17 protein-coding genes are annotated in these 19,038 nt (G+C 75.3%); 10 read left to right on the forward strand and 7 right to left on the reverse strand.

Translation table 11 applies throughout. The features are described 5' to 3' along the window. The first annotated feature begins 36 nt into the window (after positions 1–36). The 7 genes from ACOACO_RS02020 to ACOACO_RS02050 all read left to right on the forward strand — a co-directional run bounded on the left by ACOACO_RS02020 (position 37) and on the right by ACOACO_RS02050 (position 6,425). Positions 37–432: a phage holin family protein gene (locus tag ACOACO_RS02020; RefSeq protein WP_420294588.1), complete on the forward strand. Its 396-nt coding sequence runs from the start codon at positions 37–39 to the stop codon at positions 430–432. Next, positions 429–992: a low molecular weight protein-tyrosine-phosphatase gene (locus tag ACOACO_RS02025; protein WP_420294589.1), complete on the forward strand. Its 564-nt coding sequence runs from the start codon at positions 429–431 to the stop codon at positions 990–992. The genes ACOACO_RS02020 and ACOACO_RS02025 overlap by 4 nt, the downstream gene beginning before the upstream one ends. Further along, on the forward strand, positions 989–1,867 hold the full coding sequence (locus ACOACO_RS02030) for a fructosamine kinase family protein (protein WP_420294590.1): 879 nt from the start codon (positions 989–991) through the stop codon (positions 1,865–1,867). The genes ACOACO_RS02025 and ACOACO_RS02030 overlap by 4 nt, the downstream gene beginning before the upstream one ends. A 212-nt stretch (positions 1,868–2,079) precedes the next feature. Then, the gene (locus ACOACO_RS02035; protein WP_420294591.1) at positions 2,080–2,775 is read left to right on the forward strand and encodes a response regulator transcription factor; all 696 of its coding nucleotides are present in this window, start codon (positions 2,080–2,082) and stop codon (positions 2,773–2,775) included. Continuing rightward, the gene (locus ACOACO_RS02040) at positions 2,772–4,298 is read left to right on the forward strand and encodes a HAMP domain-containing sensor histidine kinase (RefSeq protein ID WP_420294592.1); all 1,527 of its coding nucleotides are present in this window, start codon (positions 2,772–2,774) and stop codon (positions 4,296–4,298) included. The genes ACOACO_RS02035 and ACOACO_RS02040 overlap by 4 nt, the downstream gene beginning before the upstream one ends. A 71-nt stretch (positions 4,299–4,369) precedes the next feature. After that, the gene (locus ACOACO_RS02045) at positions 4,370–5,821 is read left to right on the forward strand and encodes a S1C family serine protease (protein WP_420294593.1); all 1,452 of its coding nucleotides are present in this window, start codon (positions 4,370–4,372) and stop codon (positions 5,819–5,821) included. Continuing rightward, complete coding sequence (locus ACOACO_RS02050; protein ID WP_420294594.1) at positions 5,814–6,425, forward strand: DUF3558 family protein; 612 nt, start codon at positions 5,814–5,816, stop codon at positions 6,423–6,425. Before ACOACO_RS02045 ends, ACOACO_RS02050 begins: the two co-directional genes overlap by 8 nt. Positions 6,426–6,486: 61 nt before the next feature. Here the strand turns inward: ACOACO_RS02050 and ACOACO_RS02055 are convergent, their stop codons facing one another. The 5 genes from ACOACO_RS02055 to ACOACO_RS02075 all read right to left on the reverse strand — a co-directional run bounded on the left by ACOACO_RS02055 (position 6,487) and on the right by ACOACO_RS02075 (position 13,974). Beyond that, positions 6,487–7,800 (reverse strand): anthranilate synthase component I family protein, encoded by a 1,314-nt coding sequence (locus tag ACOACO_RS02055; protein WP_420294595.1) that lies wholly within the window; start codon positions 7,798–7,800, stop codon positions 6,487–6,489. A 104-nt stretch (positions 7,801–7,904) separates the two neighbouring features. Beyond that, entirely contained in the window at positions 7,905–8,486 is a 582-nt protein-coding gene (locus ACOACO_RS02060) for an anthranilate synthase component II (protein ID WP_420294596.1), read from the reverse strand. A 10-nt stretch (positions 8,487–8,496) separates the two neighbouring features. Next, a complete protein-coding gene (locus ACOACO_RS02065; RefSeq protein ID WP_420294597.1) occupies positions 8,497–10,440 on the reverse strand; it encodes an anthranilate synthase family protein in 1,944 nt (647 codons plus the stop codon). 85 nt (positions 10,441–10,525) lie between these two features. Next, positions 10,526–11,710, reverse strand: a complete 1,185-nt coding sequence (locus ACOACO_RS02070) for a glycosyltransferase family protein (protein ID WP_420294598.1) — start codon at positions 11,708–11,710, stop codon at positions 10,526–10,528. Next, positions 11,707–13,974: a HelD family protein gene (locus tag ACOACO_RS02075; protein ID WP_420294599.1), complete on the reverse strand. Its 2,268-nt coding sequence runs from the start codon at positions 13,972–13,974 to the stop codon at positions 11,707–11,709. Before ACOACO_RS02075 ends, ACOACO_RS02070 begins: the two co-directional genes overlap by 4 nt. 147 nt (positions 13,975–14,121) lie before the next feature. Here ACOACO_RS02075 and ACOACO_RS02080 point away from each other — a divergent pair, with 147 nt between their 5' ends. Beyond that, positions 14,122–14,943 (forward strand): transglutaminase-like domain-containing protein, encoded by an 822-nt coding sequence (locus tag ACOACO_RS02080; protein ID WP_420294600.1) that lies wholly within the window; start codon positions 14,122–14,124, stop codon positions 14,941–14,943. A gap of 96 nt (positions 14,944–15,039) precedes the next feature. Here the strand turns inward: ACOACO_RS02080 and ACOACO_RS02085 are convergent, their stop codons facing one another. Further along, positions 15,040–15,801 (reverse strand): enoyl-CoA hydratase-related protein, encoded by a 762-nt coding sequence (locus tag ACOACO_RS02085; protein ID WP_420294601.1) that lies wholly within the window; start codon positions 15,799–15,801, stop codon positions 15,040–15,042. 48 nt (positions 15,802–15,849) lie between these two features. On the opposite strand from ACOACO_RS02085, the gene ACOACO_RS02090 reads away from it, so the two are divergent. After that, positions 15,850–16,362 carry a GNAT family N-acetyltransferase gene (locus ACOACO_RS02090; RefSeq protein WP_420294602.1) on the forward strand — a complete coding sequence of 171 codons (513 nt, stop codon included), beginning with the start codon at positions 15,850–15,852 and terminating at the stop codon, positions 16,360–16,362. Between the two features lie 37 nt (positions 16,363–16,399). Here the strand turns inward: ACOACO_RS02090 and ACOACO_RS02095 are convergent, their stop codons facing one another. Continuing rightward, positions 16,400–17,320 carry an AEC family transporter gene (locus ACOACO_RS02095; RefSeq protein WP_420294603.1) on the reverse strand — a complete coding sequence of 307 codons (921 nt, stop codon included), beginning with the start codon at positions 17,318–17,320 and terminating at the stop codon, positions 16,400–16,402. Positions 17,321–17,379: 59 nt separating this feature from the next. Between ACOACO_RS02095 and ACOACO_RS02100 the strand changes: the two genes are divergently transcribed. Then, complete coding sequence (locus ACOACO_RS02100) at positions 17,380–19,011, forward strand: molybdopterin-dependent oxidoreductase (protein ID WP_420294604.1); 1,632 nt, start codon at positions 17,380–17,382, stop codon at positions 19,009–19,011. Positions 19,012–19,038 lie beyond the last annotated feature (27 nt).

Consider the following 19,038-nt stretch of genomic DNA (forward strand, 5'->3'; position numbering starts at 1 on the left):
CCGCACCCCTGGCCCGGCCTGCCTAGGATCGGCTCCGTGAAGTTCGTCGCCTGGGTCCTCGTCAACGCGCTCGGCATCGCCGTGGCCGCGTGGCTGTTCGACGGCATCTCGTTCGACGGCGCCACCAGCGGCCAGGCCGAGATCGAGGACAAGATCCTGCCGCTGCTCGGCGTGGCCCTCATCTTCTCGGTCGTGACCGCGTTCGTGACGCCGCTGGTCAAGCTGCTGTCGTTCCCGCTGATCCTGCTGACGCTGGGCCTGTTCCTCTTCGTCGTCAACGCCGCGATGTTCCTGCTCACCGGGTGGGTCGCGGACCGCTTCGACATCCCGTTCACCGTCGACGGGTTCTGGACCGCGCTGGGCGCCTCGATCGTCATCACCGTCGTCACGTGGGTCGTCGAGGCCGTCACCGACACCGAGGTGCGCGGGTGACGGGGGTCCTCCCCACGCCCCGACCCACCCGCGCGGAGGGCTCCGCGCCGTACCGGCTCGCCGTCGTCTGCCTCGGCAACATCTGCCGCTCCCCCGTCGCCGACGTCGTCATCGAGGCGCGCCTCGCCGCGGCCGGCCTGGCCGACGCGGTGGACGTGCGCTCCTTCGGCACCGCCGGCTGGCACGTGGGCGGCCCGATGGACGAGCGGTCCGCGGCGGTGCTGACCCGCGGGGGGTACGACGCCACCCGCCACCGCGCGCGCCGCCTCACCGCCGACGAGGCCGCGGGCTTCGACGCGCTGCTCGGCATGGACGCCTCGAACGTCGCCGACGTGCGGGCCCTCGCCGGGGACGCCGCCGACCGCGTGCTGCTCTTCCGCGACCTCGACCCCGAGGGCACCGGCGACGTGCCCGACCCGTACGAGGGCGGCCCCGACGGGTTCGACGCCACGCTGGCCGTCGTCGAGCGGGTCGCCGACGCGCTGGTCGCCGAGCTGCGGGCGACGCTGCCCGCGACCTCTCCCGCACCGACCCGCGCTCCGGCCGGGGGTGCGGCATGACCCGCCAGCCCCTCGTCGCGCGCCGGGCCGAGCAGCTGCTGGGCACCGCCGTGGCCGCCACCTCGCCCGTCGCGGGCGGCGACACCTCGACCGCGACCCGCCTGCGGCTCGCCGACGGCCGCAACGCGCTGATGAAGACCTGCCCGGGCGCGCCGGCCGGGTTCTTCGAGGCCGAGGCGCGCGGCCTGGCGCGGCTCGCCGCCGTACCGGGGGGCGTCGAGGTGCCCGAGGTGCTGGCCGCCGCGTCCGACTGCGTCATCCTGCGCTGGGTCGACCCGGGCCGCCCCTCGGCCGACGCGGCCGTCGCCCTGGGCGTCGCGCTGGCGCGCACCCACCTGGCCCCCGCCACCCTCGGCGCCGAGCAGGACGGCTTCATCGGCCGCCTGCCGCTGCCGTGCTCGGCCCCGCCGGGCGCGACGTGGGCGGAGTTCTACGCCGTGCGCCGCGTGCTGCCCTACCTCAAGCTGGCCCGCGACCGCGGCGCCGTGCTGCCCGAGGACGCCCGCAAGGTCGAGGCCGTCCTCCCCCGCCTCGCGGGCCTGCTCCCCGAGGAGCCGCCGGCCCTGCTGCACGGCGACCTGTGGAACGGCAACGTGCTGTGGGGCGTGGGCGGGAGCGTGCACGTCGTCGACCCCGCGTCGTACGGCGGGCACCGCGAGGTCGACCTCGCCATGCTGTCGCTCTTCGGCCTGCCCCACCTCGCGGAGCTCTGCGACGCCTACGAGGACACGGCGGCCGCCGCCGGCCGCCCGCTCGTCGACGGCTGGCGCGACCGCCTGCCGCTGCACCAGCTCTTCCCGCTGCTCGTGCACGCCGCGCTCTTCGGTGGCGGGTACGGCGCCCGCGCCGCCGCCGTCGCGTCGGCGTACTCCTGAGCCCGGCGGTCGGCCCGGCCGGCGGGCCGTGGCAGGCGGCGGGGCCCGGCGCGCTGACCTCGCCGCCCGAACGCAACCACTCCCCGGCGGCGAGCCCCGCCGTGGCGCGCCCCGGCGACGACGAGTGGTGACGTCCGGGCGCCGCTGACCCGGCCCCGACCGATCCGCCCGTCTCTCAGCGCGGGCTCAGAGACGTTCGGCATACTCGCCGGGTGCCGGACACGAAGGGACCACGCGTGCTCGTCGTCGACGACGACCGCGCCGTGCGGGACTCGCTGCGACGCTCCCTGGAGTTCAACGGGTACGTCGTGACCACTGCGGGCGACGGCGCGGAGGCCCTCGCGGGCATCGCCGCCGCCGCTCCCGACGTGGTCGTGATGGACGTGATGATGCCGCGCCTCGACGGGCTCGAGACGACGCGGGCGCTGCGGGCGGCGGGCAACGACGTACCGATCCTCGTCCTCACCGCGCGCGACGCCGTCGGCGAGCGGGTGGAGGGCCTCGACGCGGGGGCGGACGACTACCTGACCAAGCCGTTCGCGCTCGAGGAGCTGCTGGCGCGGGTGCGGGCGCTGCTGCGCCGCGTCGTGCCGGCCGAGCAGGCCGACGAGTCGCTGTCGTTCGCCGACCTCGCGATGGACGTCGCGACCCGAGAGGTGCGCCGGGGCCAGCGCGCGATCGAGCTGACCCGCACCGAGTTCACGCTGCTGGAGATGTTCCTGCGCCGGCCGCGCCGCGTGCTGGAGCGCTCGTTCATCCTCGAGGAGGTCTGGGGCTACGACTTCCCCACCACCGCGAACTCCCTCGAGGTGTACGTCGGGTACCTGCGCCGCAAGACCGAGGCCGAGGGCGAGCCGCGCCTCATCCACACGGTCCGCGGGGTCGGCTACGTGCTGAAGGAAGCGTGAGCACCCCCCAGGGGAGCCCCGCCCCAGCCGCGCCCCTCCCCGCCAGGCCCGCGCCGTACGCCGCCGACCCCGTCGAGCCCGACCTGCCGGACCTGCCCGACGGCCGGCGCTGGCACTACCGCCGCTCGCTGGCCAGCCGGGTCACGCTGCTCACCACCATCGCGGTGGGCGCCACGGTCGCGCTGCTGTCGTTGAGCGTCTACCTCGTGGTGCGCGTGCAGATGCAGCAGACGATGGACGAGCAGCTCGTGGAGCGGGCGCAGACCACGGCGAGCGTCTACCAGGGCGACGCGGTGACGACCTACGACACGCAGCCCTGGCTCGACGAGGCGAGCGACGTGCGCGTCGTGCTGCTGACGGTCAGCGGGACCCAGCTGCTGCAGGGCCACCAGGACGGGGCGCTGCCCTTCGGCCAGGACGAGCTCGAGGTCGCGGCGGGTGCGGCGAACCACGCGGTCCTGCGGACGGTGTCGATCGACGGCGAGCGCTACCGCATCGCGACGGTGCCGCTGCCCAACCCGGTGGGGATCGAGGGGACGACCGAGTACGCCGGTGCCCTCATGCTCGCCCAGAAGCTGGCGTCGCAGCAGGCCTTCCTCGGCCAGCTCGGACTGGTGATGCTCGTGCTCGGGGTCAGCGGCGTGCTCCTCGCCGGCCTGGCGGGCACGGTGGTGGCGCGCAACGGGCTGCGTCCCGTGCGCCGGCTCACCGACGCGGTCGAGGAGATCGCGCGCACCGAGGACCTGCGGCCCCTGCAGGTGGAGGGCGACGACGAGATCGCCCGCCTGGCGACCGCCTTCAACCAGATGCTCACCGCCCTGGAGGCCTCCCGCGTGCGCCAGCGCCAGCTGGTCGCCGACGCCAGCCACGAGCTGAAGACGCCGCTGACCTCGCTGCGCACCAACCTGGACCTGCTCGCCCAGGCCGAGAGCGCGTCCACCGCGTCGGTGCTGCCCCCCGAGACCCGCCGCGAGCTGATCGACGACGTCCGCGCGCAGATCATGGAGCTGAGCACGCTCATCGGCGACCTCGTCGAGCTCGCCCGCGACGAGCAGGTGCGCCACGTGGTGGAGCCCGTCTCGCTCGTCGAGGTGCTCGACCGGTCGGTCTCGCGGGTGCGGCTGCGCGCGCCGAGCGTGACCTTCGAGGTGCGGGCCGCGCCGTGGTGGCTCGTCGGGGAGTCGCACTCGCTGGAGCGCGCCATCACCAACCTGCTCGACAACGCCGCGAAGTGGAGCCCCGCGGGCGGTCGCGTCGTGGCGACGCTGGCCAACGGCATCCTCACCGTGGACGACGAGGGCCCGGGCATCCCCGAGCCGGACCGCCCCCACGTCTTCGAGCGGTTCTTCCGCTCCACCGAGTCCCGCGGCATGCCCGGCTCGGGCCTCGGTCTGTCCATCGTGCGCCAGGTCGCGGAGCGCCACGCGGGCACCGTGACGGCCAGCGAGTCCCCGTCGGGCGGGGCCCGGATGACCCTGCAGCTGCCCGGTTCACCGCTGCACCCCGACGCCGCCGACGCCTGAACCACGTCCCGACCGCACTGCCCCGGCGCGGCAGGTGCAAGCCGGGCCCGAGCGGGGTAAGGATCACGGCCATGACCGACCAGCAGCCGCCGCGCCCCGACCGCCGCGGACCCGCGGGCCCTCCCCCCGGCACCTCCCCCCGCCTGCCGACGCCCCCGTCGTACGGCGCGCCCTCCCGCCCGCAGCAGGGCGCGGGCCCCGGCTACCCCGGGCAGCAGGGGTACCCGGGTCAGCAGGGATACCCCGGCCAGCCCGGGCAGCAGGGGTACCCGGGCCAGCCGGGCCAGGGCCAGCCGTTCGGCCAGCAGGGGCCCGGGCAGCAAGGGTCCGGGCAGCAGGGGCCCGGGCAGCAGGGGCCACCGCCGGCGGCGCCCCGACGCGAACGTCGTGAGCGGAGCGGCGGCGGGCGCGGCGTCGGCCTGCTCGCCGGCGCCCTCGCGCTCGGCCTCGCGGGCGGTGTCGGTGGCGCGGCCGGCTACTCCGCGCTGGTCGACGAGGGGATCTTCCAGGCGTCCGACGAGGGCACCGGCACCGGCGGCGACACCCGCATCGACGCGGAGGAGATCGACACCGAGAGCCTCGACCCGCTCGACCTGGTCTCGGTCAACGACATCTCCAACGTCGTGCTGCCCGCGGTCGTGCAGATCAACGTGCCCGTGGAGGGCGGCTACTCCCAGGGCTCCGGCTTCGTGGTCTCCGACGACGGCGAGATCATCACCAACCACCACGTCGTCGACTCCGCCTCGCGGGGCGACGAGATCGTGCTGACCTTCTACGACGGCTCCTTCGGCACCGCGGAGGTCGTCGGCAGCGACCCCCTGCTCGACGTCGCGCTGCTCGAGATGACCGAGGGCCCGGACGACCTGACGGTCGCCTCGCTCGGCTCCTCCGACGCCACCGAGGTCGGCCAGGCGGTCGTGGCGATCGGTGCGCCGTACGGCCTGCAGTCGACGGTGACCGCGGGCATCGTCAGCGCGATGAACCGGCCGTTCGTGCTGTCGCTGCCGGACGAACTGGTGGCCTACCCGGCGATCCAGACCGACGCGGCCGTGAACTCGGGCAACTCGGGCGGGCCGCTGGTGAACCTGCGCGGCGAGGTGGTCGGCATCAACGGCGCCATCGAGCTGGCGCAGGGCGAGACGGGCTACGAGGCCGGGTTCATCGGCATCAGCTACGCCATCCCGATCGACGTCGCGAACGTCGTGGTGGACCAGCTGCGCGCCGGCGACGAGGTCGAGCACGCCTCGCTCGGCGTGGCCGCGGAGACCGCCGTGATCGACGACATCGTGGACGGCGCGGCGGTGGTGACGGACGTCGACAGCGGTGGGGCGGCGGACGAGGCCGGGCTGGAGCCGGGTGACATCATCGTGCAGGTCGGCGACATCCACGTGAACGGCACGGAGGCGTTGCTGACGGCCGTCCTCGACCACGAGGTGGGCGAGGAGGTCGAGGTGACGTACCTCGACGGCGGCGACGAGGAGACGACGACCACCGTGACGATGGGCAGCGACCTGGATGGATGACCCACGACGACGCGGCGGCCCCGCCCGGGCCGCCGCGCGGGCCGTCGGGCTGGCACTGCTGGGCGCCGTGGCCCTCGCGGGCTGCGGCGACGACGGGGACGACCTCCCGGCCGGGGCGTCGACGCAGACGAGCTTCCCGACCGACGAGCCGTCCGTGACCGGTACGGCGGGCGCCGCCCGGGAGGTGCCCGACCCCTGCGCGGCCGCGACGCCGGAGGAGGTCGCCGCGCTGCTCGGCGTCGACCCGGTGCGGGAGGAACCGGCGGGGGCGGCGACGTACCGGGGCTGCACCTACACCGACGTCGCGACCGACGTCGTCGTGCTGACCATCACCACCGTCGCCGCGGCGGCGGACTTCGACACGATCTGGGACGAGACGCTCGGGCAGATCACGGCGCCGACCGAGGAGCTCGTCGTCGAGGGCACCGACGGCGCCCGGCTCGTGACCGACGCCGGCGACGACGCGGTCGCCATGACCGGCCTGGCCTCGCACCACGCGCTGGTGGACATCGTGAACCTCAGCGTGCCCGCGCCGTACGACGTCGCGACGCAGCGGGAGGCCGTCACCACCGTGCTCGAGAAGCTGGTCGCGCTCGGCGGCTGACCGTTCGTGGTAGCAGCGCCACGGAATGCGTGGCGCTCCCACCACGATCGGGCCCAGGAACTCAGCGCAGGGCGCCCAGCACCCGCTCGACCTTCCACCCGGCCTCGGCCCACTCCTCGGCGACCCGCGAGCGCACCGTGATGCCGCCGCCCGTCCCGGCGCGCCAGGAGCGACCGTCCGCGCCGTACAGGCTGCGGATCACCACCCCCAGGTCGGCGCCCGCGCCCGACAGCCAGCCGAGGGCGCCGGCGTACGGACCGCGCGACGAGCCCTCCACCGCCGCCACGACCTCCATCGTGCGCAGCTTCGGTGCGCCCGTCATGGAGCCCGCGGGGAACAGCGCGCGCACGGCCTCGACCACCCCGATGTCGGCGCGCAGCTCGCCCACGACGGTCGAGACGAGCTGGTGGACGCCGGCGTAGCTCTCGGTCGCCATGAGGTCCGGCACCCGCACCGTGCCGGGGCGGCTCACCGACGCGACGTCGTTGCGCAGCAGGTCGACGATCATCAGGTTCTCCGCGCGCGTCTTGGCGTCGGTGGCGAGGGCGTGGCGCAGCGCGGCATCCGCCTCCGGGTCGGCGCTGCGCGGGGCGGTGCCCTTCATCGGCTTGGTCTCCACGAGGCGGGTGGCGCCGTCGCCCGGTGCCGTGATGCGCGCGAACCGCTCCGGCGACGAGCCGAGCAGCCAGGCGCGGGCGCGGTGGGGCGCCGCGTCCCCCTCGCCGGTGACGTCGTGCTGGAGGAACCCGGCGTACGGCGCGGGGTTGGCCGCCCGCAGCCGGGCGTAGGCCGCCCACGGCGCGAGCTCGGAGCGGGCGTCGACGCGGTGGGTCAGGTTGACCTCGTAGGAGTCCCCGGCGTGGAGCGCCTCCTGCACGCGGTCGAACGCGGCCGCATAGGCGGCGGGGACGTCCTCGGGGACGTCGACGACCGGGGGGCGGTCGGCGGGCGGCACGGCAGGTACGGCGGGGGCGTCGGGGGTCGGCGCGTGCTGCACCTCCCGCACCCGGCTCGGCCGCAGCCACACCGCCTCGGGCGGGTCGGCCGGGTCGAGGAGGGCGGGCAGGTCGCGGCGTGCGGCGTACCCGAGGTAGCCGAACCACCGCGCGCCCGGCTCCCGCTCGACCTCTGCGGCGAGCACGGTGAAGGGGTCGTCGCCGACGACGGTGGAGCGCCAGCGCCCGGGGCGGCCCGTCCACCGGCGCACCTCGCCGGCCACCGCGTCGTACGTCAGCGAGACGTCGTCGGGCTCCAGGCCCGCGACGAACGAGCGGCGCCCCGACCAGTCGCGCCCGGCGCCGCCGTCGAGCCACACGCAGCGGGGGTACGCCGTCGCGAGCGCCTCGATGTCGACGTCGCGGTCCGGCGGGGGCACGGGCAGGACGGTAGCCCAGCGGCGCCCACCCCGGTTCGTGGTAGGAGCGCCGCGGAATGCCTGGCGCTGCTACCACGAACGGGCGGGCGGGGCGGGGCGGCGCCTCAGCGCCCCAGGAACGTCGCCACCATCTCCGCGCCGTGCTCGCTCAGCACCGACTCGGGGTGGAACTGCACCGCCTCGAGCGGCAGGGTGCGGTGCCGCACCCCCATGACGACGGGCCGCTCGCCCGGCTCGCCGGCGCAGGTCGCCGAGACCTCGAGGCAGTCGGGCACCTCGACGGCGCCCAGCGAGTGGTAGCGCACGGCCGCCAGGTCGGCCGGGAGGCCGGCGAAGACGCCGCGCCCGTCGTGCCGCACCCGGGCGACCTCGCCGTGGGCGGGCGCGAGGCGGGCGACGCGTCCGCCGTACGCCGTCACGAGGCCCTGCAGGCCGAGGCAGACACCGAGCACGGGCCGGGTGCCGGCGAGCAGCACGGCGCGCCCGACCGAGAAGTCGCGCTCGACGTCGGGGTGCCCGGGCCCGGCCGAGAGCACGACGTGGGAGTGGCGCAGCACGTCGGCGGCGTCGACCTCGTCGTGCTGCACCACGCGCGGCAGCGCGCCCGTCACCGCGGCGACGAGGTGGGCCAGGCTCTGCGTGTAGGAGTCGTGGTGGTCGACGACCACCACGTCCGGGCGGCTCACCGGGGCCGGCTCAGACGAGCAGCTCCCGCACCAGCCGGTGCAGGATGTCGAAGCCGTTCTGGGTGAGGATCGACTCGGCGTGGAACTGGATGCCGCGGTAGTGCGGCCCCGCCAGCGCGTGCACGTCGCCCGTCGCGGGGTCGGCCTCGACCCGTACGCCGCCGCCCACCGCCGCGCGGCCGTCCGTGCCCACGCCGTCGGTCGGCACGCGGCCGACGAAGGTGTTGTAGAAGCCGACGCGCTCGGTGCGCCCGTCCATCCGCACCGGCGACTGCGTGCCCTGGAAGACGATGTCCTTGAACGCCAGCGGCAGCCCGAGGTGGTGGCACAGCGCCTGGTGGCCCAGGCACACGGCGAGGAACGGCCGCTCGGCCGCCATCAGCTCGGCGACCGCGGCGCGCAGGTGCGCCATCTTCGGGTCGTCGTCGTCGCGCGGGTCGCCCGGGCCGGGGCCGACCACGACGAGGTCGAACCCGTCGAGCGCGCCCGGCTCGTAGGCCTCGTGCCGCACGACCTCGCTCGTCATGCCGAGCACCGCGAAGACGTGGCGGAGCATGTTCACGAAGTCGTCCTCGCCGTCGAGGATGACGACGCTGCGCCCGGCCAGGTCGGGGTCGGCGTCCTCGCCGGCCTGGTCGGTCAGCCAGAACGACGAGAGCCGCCGGTTGCGGGCGTTGAGCGCGAGCAGCACGTCCTCGTCGGCGACGAGCTCGTGCACGTCGACGCCGCTGGCCGGGGCGGCGGGCACCAGGCCGAAGGCGCTGAGGATGCCGCCGGCCTTGGCGTGGGTCTCCGCGACCTCGTACGCCGCGTCGGAGTCCCGCACGAGGGTCGCGCCCGCGGTGACGGTGAGGTTGCCGGCGACGTCGACGTCCGCCGTACGGATGACGATGGGGCTGTCGAGCACGGGCTCGCCCTGCTCGTCGCGGCCGAGGATCGCCAGCGCGGCGCCGTAGTAGCCGCGGCCGCCGGGCTCGTGGGCCTTGATGAGGCGGCAGGCGTTCTCGACGGGGCTGCCGGTGACGGTGGCGGCGTACATCGTGTCGCGCAGCACCTCGCGCACGTCGCGGTCGGTCCGGCCGGCGAGGAGGTACTCGGTGTGCACGAGGTGCGACATCGGCTTGAGGAACGGGCCGAGCACCTGGCCGCCCTCGTGGCAGATGTCGCACATCATCTTCAGCTCCTCGTCCACGACCATGAAGAGCTCGTAGACCTCCTTCTCGTCGGCGAGGAAGTCGAGCAGCCGCGGCTTGAGCTCCGCGGCGGCCGCCTCGCCGCGCGGGAGGCGGAAGGTGCCGGAGATGGGGTTCATGCGGACGTCGCCGCCGTGCACGCTGACGTGGCGCTCGGGGCTGGCACCCACCAGGTAGCGGTCGCCGGTGAAGAAGCAGAAGGTCCAGTAGGCGCCGCGCTCGCGCTCGAGGAGGCGGCGGTAGACGGTCAGCGCCTTCTCGGCGCTCCAGTCGGCGACCACGGCGCGGTACTGCCGGCCGATGACGAGGTTCGCGCCCTCGCCCTGGCCGATCTCCTCGGTGATGACCTGGTCGACGACCTTCGCGTAGGCGTCGTCGTCGAGCTCGAACCCGCCGCGGTCGGTGAACTCGACCTCGCCGACCGGCAGCGCGTCGACGACCTCGGCGACGGAGAACTCCCACTCGTCCTCGACGTCGACGACCACGAGCGGCGTGCCGTCGTCGTGGGCCTCGAACCCGCGCTCGGCGACCTGGCGGAACGGCACCGCCACGAGCCGGTCGCACGTGCGGCCCGGCGCGGGCACGCCCGTCTCGAGGGGGATGTCGAGCAGCGACTCCGCGACCCACCGCCGGCCGCCCACGAACCCGACGGTGTCGCGGTCACCCGCCCGCGTCGAGCGCCGGATGATCGCCCACGCCTCGTGCCCCTGGAGCGCGGCGAGGGCGTCCTCGACGGTCAGGGCGGCGGGGGGCGTGGTCATGGCAGGTGAGCCTACTTTCCCCGTACGGCGTGCCGCGCCGCCGTCCCAAGCCGCCCCGTCGGCGGTGGTTGGGGCGGGTCGTCGCTCAGCGGCCCGCGCGCGCCCAGCGGGCGAGGTGCTCGACGAGCACGGTGCGGTCGTGGTCCCAGTTGTGGTGGGCGGCGACGTGGGCGTGGCCGCGCTCGGCCAGGGCCCGGGCGTGCTCGCGGTCGTCGGCGAGCGCCAGCACCGCGTCGGTCGGGGCCTCGCCGAAGGGCACGACGACGCCGCCGCCGGAGGCCGCCAGGAACGCCTCGACCTCGGGGAGCGGGGTGGCGACGACGGGGACGCCGTGGGCCAGGTACTCCATGTTCTTCGTCGGCAGCGACACCCGGTGGTTCGCCTCGTCGTGCAGCAGCGCCAGCCCGGCGACCGCACCCTGCACGAGCGGCAGCGCCCGGTCGTTGGGCACGAAGCCGTGCCAGGTCAGCGTGCCCGCGTCGTGCTCGGCCTGCAGCGCGGCGCCGACGGTGCCGTGCGCCGTACCCACGACCTCGACGCGCACGTCGTCGCGCCCGCGCTCCCGCAGCTCCCGGGCCAGCGCCACGATCTCGTCGGCGCCGCGGTCGCGGGTCAGCGAGCCGAGGTAGACGACCCGCGCGGGGCCCTCGGCGTCGGGCCCGGGCACGGTGGCGGGCACGGACGTGGAGTTCGGTACGACGGGGTGGTCGCCGCGGAACAGCCGGCGGTAGCCGTGCTCGGCGAGCAGGAGGTGGTGGCGGCGCTCGGCGCGCCCCAGCAGGAACCGGAGGAAGCCGGCGAGCGGCACCCGCAGCCAGGTCGGGATCCAGGTGCGGATCTCGACGGTCGCGGGCACGTCCTCGTGCACGTCCCACACCACCGGCGTGCGGCCGGCGGCGCCCGCGACGAGCAGCAGCTCGGGGTCGTGGAGCAGCACGAGGTCGTGCTCGGGCGCCAGCGCCCGGATCCTGCGCCGGGCGTCGAGCAGCGCGCCGAGGCGTCGGCGGCCGTAGGAGCGGCGTACGTCGACCACGGTCACCCCCGGGCGCGCGGGCACGTCGAAGCCCGAGAACGGCGCCAGGTAGGTGACCTCGAACCCCGCGTCGAGCAGCGCGCCCATCTCGCGGTGCGCGATCCGGGCGTCGCCGGGGTGGTGCACGACCGTCACGACGAGCACGCGCAGGCCCGCGCCCGGGCGCCCGCCCCCGGTCGGCTCCCCGGTCGGCTCCCCGGTCGGCTCCCCGGTCGGCACCGGCTCCACGCCGCTCACCCGACCGTCGACAGCAGCTGCGTGGCGCGGGTGAGCACGACGTAGAGCGTCGCGCGCCCGGTCTGCGACTCGTCCTCGATCTCCTGGGGACGCACCACGACGATGCCGTCGAACTCGAGGCCCTTGGTGTCGAGGCCGGTGAGCACGACGACGCGGTCGGTGCCGCTCGGCGCGCTCCCGGAGTCGACCGACGCGGCCGCCGACGGGGCGTCCTCGGCCAGCTCGGGCCACGAGGCGAGCCACGCGTTGACCTCGGAGCGGCGCGCGACGGGCACGACGACGCCGACGGTGCCGGCCACCTCGCCCGCGATCCGCGCCACCTCGGCCCGCACGGCGCCCTCGAGGTCGGCGTCGGCGACCGGGCCGATCTCGACCGGCGCCGTGCCGGTACGGCGGACCGCGTCCGGCAGGTCGGCGTCGAGGCCGACGCGCGCGGCGTAGTCGGCGGCGTACGCGTAGATCTCGGCGGAGTTGCGGTAGTTCGTCGAGAGGTGGAACGAGTGCTCGACCTTGCCCTCGAGCGCCTCGGCGCGCGCGGCGGCGGCCTCGGCGGGCACGGGCCACGACGACTGCGCCGGGTCGCCGACGATCGTCCACGACGCGGTGCGCCCGCGGCGACCGACCATCCGCCACTGCATCGGCGTGAGGTCCTGCGCCTCGTCGACGAGCACGTGCGCGAACGGGTCGTCCTCGATGCGGTGCGTCGGCGGGGTCCAGGCGCGGCCCGACGGGGCGTACTCCCGGTCGGACGCCGTCGTCAGCTCCTGCAGGTCGACGCCGCCCTCCGCGGCGCCGAGCACGTCGTCGAGCGAGGTGTCGGACTCGGTGGCGGCCGGCACGTCGCCCAGCGCGTAGCGAAGCTCGTCGATGAGCGGCACGTCCTCGATGCTGATGCCGGCGCCCGTGCGCGGGTCGACGGGGCCGGTGCCCCACGACTTCACGAGGAGGCGCTGCTCCTCGGGCTCGAGGATGCCGTCGGCGACCCGGGCGAGCAGGTCGGGGTCGCGCAGCCAGGTGAAGACCTCGACGGCCGACAGCGGCGGCCACCACGCCGTCGCGAACTCGACGAAGGCGGCGTGGTCGAGCATGTCCTCGTCGAAGAACTCGCGGCCCAGGTCGCGCCCGCGCTCGGAGCGCACCTGGCGCCACATCGCGTCGAGCAGCGCCCGCGGCACGCGCGGCAGCTGCCGGTTGCGCAGGCCCTGGCTCATCAGCTGGCGGCGGATCCGGCCGAGCACGCCGCGGTCGAGCACGATGCGGTTGTCGCGCCAGAAGACGGAGAACTCGGTCGGCGAGCCCGGCGCCTGCTGGCGGGCGACGCGGCGCACGACCTCGGCCATGCGGGCCGAACCCTTGACGTCGGCGACCCGCGGCTCGTCGTGGCGGCTCGCGCGCACGCCGTCGACGACCTCGCCCAGCGAGCGCAGCGCCACCGCGGTCTCGCCGAGGCTCGGCAGGACCCGCTCGATGTAGCGCATGAACACGCCGCTAGGGCCGATGACGAGCACGCCGCCGGTCTCGAAGCGTCGACGGTCGTTGTAGAGCAGGAACGCGGCGCGGTGCAGCGCCACGACCGTCTTGCCGGTGCCGGGGCCGCCGGAGATCGACACGACGCCCTTCGAGGGGGCGCGGATCGCCTCGTCCTGCTCGGCCTGGATGGTGGCGACGATCGAGTGCATCGAGCGGTCGCGGGCGCGGGAGAGCTGCGCCATCAGCGCGCCCTCGCCGATGATCGGCAGGCTGCGCCCGGCGGCCTCCGCCTCGGCCTGGCCCTCGGCGTCGAGCAGCTCGTCCTCGACCCCCAGCACGGTGCTGCCGGTGCTGCGCAGCACGCGACGCCGTACGACGCCCTGGGGCGTGGCGGCCGTGGCCTGGTAGAACACCGCGGCGGCGGGCGCGCGCCAGTCGATGAGCAGCATGTCGTGCTGCTCGTCGCGCAGGCCGATCCGGCCGACGTAGCGGGGTTCGGGGTCGCGGTCCTGCGTGAGGTCGAGACGGCCGAAGACGAGGCCCTCGTGGGCCGCGTCGAGCTGGGCCATGCGCTTCGCGGCCTGGAACACCATGGCGTCGCGCTCGACGAGCCCGCCCTCGTGGCCGAGCTTGCCGCGCGCGTGCCCCTCCGCCGCGAGGCGCTGCGCGCGCTGCGTGGAGTGCACCAGCTGGGCCTGCACGTGGTCGACGAATGCCTGCTCGGTGGCCACCTCTCGGGCGGCGACGTCCTCGGTCTGCTGCGCGCCGTCCTCCGGCGCCTGGTCCTGCGTCACTTCTGCACCTTCCGCACCCTCCGACGGGCCCCGGCGCGGGACCCTACGTCCGTCGCGTTCGCAGCGACGGGCAAGCAGGAAACTCTACCCGCGGCACGTGACCGCCGTGATATCCCACGGCGACCCGCGGACCCCCACAATGGGCGTGTGAAGCGCGACATGGGCTGCCGCCTCGAGATCGACGTGCTCGACCCCACGGACCTGGAGCTGCAGGTCGCCGTCAGCGGCCGGTACGACGACGGCCAGGTGACCGAGGACCTGCGCTGCACCCTGGACGGGCGGCCCGTGGAGGTCCGCGAGGTGCGCGACCCCTCCGGCGCCCGCATCCACCAGCTCGACCCCGGGCGGGGCCGGCTCGTCGTGACCTACGAGGCGACCGTGCGGGGACGGGCGCAGCGGGCCACGGGCACGGCGTACGAGCGCTCCCTCTACCTGCGGCCCAGCCGCTACGCCGAGGCCGACAAGTTCTTCGGGTTCGCGGCGACCGAGTTCGCCGAGGTGCTCGAGGAGCACGGCGACGCCCCGCAGGTGCTGCTGCCGCGCGTGGCGGCGTGGGTCGGGGCGCGTCTCGACTACGTGCTCGGCGCGAGCAAGCCGACCGACGGCGCCACCGACACGCTGCTGGAGGGCGCGGGCGTGTGCCGCGACTACAGCCACCTGACCGTCGCGCTGCTGCGGGCGCTCGGGGTGCCGGCCCGGCTGGCGGCGGTCTACGCGCCCGGCTGCGACCCGATGGACTTCCACGCCGTCGCCGAGGCGCTCGTCGGGGACACGTGGTTCGTCGCCGACGCCACCTGCCTGGCGCCCCGCTCCTCGCTCGTGCGCATCGCGACGGGCCGCGACGCCGCCGACACCGCGTTCTGCGACAACCACGGCGGCCAGATCGAGCTGCTCTCCTCGCAGGTCTTCGCGATCGTCGACGGCACGCTGCCGGGCGACGACCTCGACGAGCTCGTCGCGATCACCTGAGCGGGCCCGTCGTGCCGCCCGTTCGTGGTGGCAGCGCCAGGGATTCCGCGGCGCTGCCACCACGAACCGGGGGCCGGCGCGGGTACGGCGCCCCGCTCACCGCCCCCGCGACAGGAACGCCGTCATCGCCTCGCGGGCGGCGTCGGAGCGGAACAGCCGCGCGCTGAGCTCGACGAGGCGCTCGCCCTCGGCGTCGATGCGGGCCAGCAGGTCGCGGTTGAGCAGCGCCTTCGTCTCGGCCAACCCCTGCGGCGCCCCGCTCGCGAGCGCGGCCACCACCCGGTCCACCTCGGCGTCGAGCTCGTCGGGCTCGACGGCGGTGGTCACGAGCCCGTACGCCGCGGCGCGGGCGCCGTCGAACACCTCGCCGCCCAGCGCCACGAGGCTCGCGGCCCGCGACGTGAGCCGGGGCAGCACGGTGAGCGAGATGACGGCCGGGGTGACGCCGAGCTTGACCTCGGTGAGCGCGAAGGTCGCCCCCGTGCTGGCGACGACCACGTCGGCGGCCGCCACGATGCCGATGCCGCCGGCCCGCACGGGTCCGGGCAGCGCGACGACGACCGGCCTCGGGTGCGCCACGATCCGGCGCTGCAGCTCGACCACCGCGCGGGCGCCCTCCTCCATCGGGGCCGTCGCGGCCTCCGAGAGGTCGGCGCCGGAGCAGAAGACGCGGTGCGCGGTGCGCAGCACGACCACCTTGACCTCCGGGTCGGCGTGCGTCGCCGCGAGGTGGTCGAGCAGCTCGGTGACCAGCTGGCGCGACAGGGCGTTGCGGTTGTGCGGGGAGTCGAGGGTGATCGTGGCGACCCGGCCGTCGGCCGTGTCGGCGTGGGTGAGGTGGACGAGCTCGTCGGTCATGGCGGGCATCCTGCCGCCTGCGCCGGCCCGCCGCCTACGGTGAGCGGCGTGGATCCGGTGCTCCGTGCGGCGACCGTCGACGACGTCGAGGCCCTCCGCACCGTCGAGGCCGCCGCCGGCGCGGCGTTCCGCACGCTCGGGATGGACCTCGTCGCCGACGACGAGCCCCCGCCCGCGGCCGTCCTGGCGGCGGAGGTGGCCCGGGGCCCGGCGTGGGTGTTCACGGTCGACGGCCGGGTGGTCGCCTACCTCCTGGGGGACGTCGTCGACGGCTGCGCCCACGTGCACCAGGTGAGCGTCCACCCCGACCACGCGGGCCGGCGCCACGGCGCGGCGCTGGTGGAGCGGCTCGTCGCCTGGGCGGGCGACCGGGGCCTGCCGGCGGTGACCCTCACGACGTACCGCGACGTGCCGTGGAACGGCCCCTACTACCGCCGGCTCGGCTTCCGCTGGCTCGCCGACCACGAGGTCACCCCGGGGCTGCGCCGCCTGCGCGCGGCCGAGGCGGCGGCCGGCCTCGACGCCTGGCCGCGTGGCTGCATGCGCCGCGACCTGGGCTGAGGAACCGTCGACACCGCCCCGGCGTGCGCTGAGCGGCTCAGACGACCAGCGCGGCGGCGAGGGTCACGACGGGCACCGAGAGCACGGTGGTGAGGAAGACCGCGTCGCGGGCCAGCACGACGCCGCGGTCGTAGCGCGTCGCGTGCACGAAGACGTTCTGCGCGGTCGGGAGCGCCGAGAGCACGGTGACCGCGAGCAGCGCCGTGTCGTCGAGCCCCAGCACGAAGCGCCCGACCGCCCACGCGACGACCGGCTGCACCCCGAGCTTCAGCGACGTGATGAGCAGCAGCTCCGGGGCGTCGTTGAGCCCGGGGCGGGGGCCGAGCCGCAGGAACACGCCGTACGCCAGCAGCATGCTCGGCACCGCCATGGCGGCCAGCAGCTCGAGCGGGTCGTGCACGGCCCGGGGCAGGGACACGTCGGTGCCGGCCAGCAGGAGGCCGATCGCGGACCCGACGGTCAGCGGGGTGCGCAGCGGGCGGCTGAGGATCCGCCACACCGAGAGCCGCTGCTCGGCCACCGCGACGTCCATCACCGTGAGCGCCAGGGGCTGCAGCACGAGCAGCTGCAGGAGCAGGACGGGGGCGACGAGCGCGGCGTCGCCCAGCACGTACGCCGCGATGGGGATGCCGAGGTTGCCCGCGTTGACGTAGGCGGAGCACAGCGAGCCGACCACCGTGTGGGCGAGGTCGCGGCGCAGCACCAGCCGCGCGACGAGGACGTAGACGGCGGCCGTCACCACCACCCCGGCCGCCGACGCGACCAGCGTGGAGGAGAGGACCGCGCCGATGTCGGCGTCCTCCAGCACGGTGATGAGCAGCGCCGGGCTGGCCACGTAGAAGGCGATGAGCGACAGCGCGCGCTGGCCGGGGAGGTCGACGATCCCCAGGTGGGCGAGCAGGGCGCCGACCAGGATGAGCACGCCGATGGTCGCGAACCCCTCGAGCACCGCCGTCACGCGGCGACCCTACGGGCGAGCCCACCCATCCGCCGCACCGGTGGCGACGAACACCTCCCATGGCCACCTCAGCGAGCGGTACGACCCACCGCAGACCCGCCGTCGGCGGGCGCGCCCGCACGGCGATCGCCGCGCTCGGCGGCGTCCTCGCCACCCTCGTCGGGATGGCCGTCGGCCACCTCGTCGCCTCCCTGCTGGACCCGTCCGCCTCGCCGGTGCTCGCGGTCGGCTCGACCGTCATCGACCTGACGCCGACCCCGGTGAAGGAGTGGGCGGTCTCGAACTTCGGCAACGCGGACAAGCCGATCCTCATCGGCTCCGTGCTGCTGGTGACCCTGCTGCTGGCCGCGGTGGCGGGCATCATCGCCGCCCGCCGGTTCGTCGTCGGGCTGGCGCTGCTGCTGGTGCTCGTCGGCGTCGCCGGCGTGCTCGCCCTCGTGCGCCCCACCGCGACGATCGTCGACCTGGTGCCGGCCCTGGCCACGGCCGTCACCGGCGCCGCCGCCCTGTGGTGGTTCCACCGCACCGCGCTGGGGGTGGGACCGGGTACGACGCCCGCGGCCGCCGACGCGCCGCGCGAGGCCACGACCCAGGACACCGAGGGTGCCGGCGCGACCGACCACCCCACGGGCCCGCGTCCCACCCGCCGCGGCGTGCTCGTCGCCGGCGGCGTGCTCGCCGCGACCGCCGCCGCGGCCGGCGCGGTCGGTCAGTGGATCGGCTCGGTCAAGACCCGCATCGGCAACATCGTGCTGCCGACCGCCGTCGACTCCGACCCCGACCTGCCCGACGGTCTCGACATCGACGGCCTGTCGAAGTTCCGCACGCCGAACGAGGAGTTCTACCGCGTCGACGTCAACCTCACCGTGCCCGTGGTCGACCAGGACGACTGGACGCTCACCATCGACGGCGACGTCGAGAACGAGCTCACCATCACCTGGGACGAGCTGCTCGACATGGACATGGTCGAGCGCGACATCACGATGACCTGCGTCTCGAACGACGTGGGCGGGCAGTACGTCGGGGCGGCGCGCTGGCTCGGCGTCCCCCTCACCGACCTCCTCGAGCGCGCCGGCGTGGGCGACCGCGCAGACCAGCTGCTCTCCACGGCGGTCGACGGCTTCACCATCTCCACCCCGCTCGACGTCGTCACCGACGGCCGCGACGCGCTGGTGGTCGTGGGCATGAACGGCGAGCCGCTCCCCCGCGAGCACGGCTTCCCCGTCCGTCTCGTCATCCCCGGCATCTACGGCTACGTCGGGTCGACCAAGTGGCTCACCAAGCTGACGCTCACGACGTACGACCAGGAGGTCGCCTACTGGACCGAGCGCGGCTGGGCCACCCAGGCCCCCGTGAAGATCTCCTCGCGCGTCGACGTGCCGAAGGCGGCCGAGGAGAAGGAGCCCGGCACGGTCGTCATCGCCGGTGTCGCCTGGGCGCAGACCCGCGGCATCGCCAAGGTGGAGGTGCAGATCGACGGCGGCGGCTGGACCGAGGCCACGCTGGGCGCCGACGCCGGCGTCGACTACTGGCGGCAGTGGTACTACGAGTGGGACGCCACCGAGTCCGGCCGCCACACCGTGACCGTCCGCGCCACGGACGTCGACGGCGAGGTGCAGACCGACGCCCGCATGGCCCCCTTCCCCGAGGGCTCCAGCGGCCTCCACACCCGCGCCATCCAGATCGCCTGACGCCCACCGCAGCTCGACGAGCTGTCG

It is taken from the genome of Nocardioides sp. CPCC 205120 (assembly GCF_048654585.1).
Taxonomy (GTDB): Bacteria; Actinomycetota; Actinomycetes; order Propionibacteriales; family Nocardioidaceae; genus Nocardioides.

Coding starts and splice junctions, on each gene's coding strand:
- ACOACO_RS02045 (WP_420294593.1), top strand. CDS start 4,370: ATGACCGACCAGCAGCCGCCGCGCCCCGACCGCCGCGGACCCGCGGGC.
- ACOACO_RS02065 (WP_420294597.1), bottom strand. CDS start 10,440: ATGACCACGCCCCCCGCCGCCCTGACCGTCGAGGACGCCCTCGCCGCG.
- ACOACO_RS02030 (WP_420294590.1), top strand. CDS start 989: ATGACCCGCCAGCCCCTCGTCGCGCGCCGGGCCGAGCAGCTGCTGGGC.
- ACOACO_RS02085 (WP_420294601.1), bottom strand. CDS start 15,801: ATGACCGACGAGCTCGTCCACCTCACCCACGCCGACACGGCCGACGGC.
- ACOACO_RS02050 (WP_420294594.1), top strand. CDS start 5,814: ATGGATGACCCACGACGACGCGGCGGCCCCGCCCGGGCCGCCGCGCGG.
- ACOACO_RS02100 (WP_420294604.1), top strand. CDS start 17,380: ATGGCCACCTCAGCGAGCGGTACGACCCACCGCAGACCCGCCGTCGGC.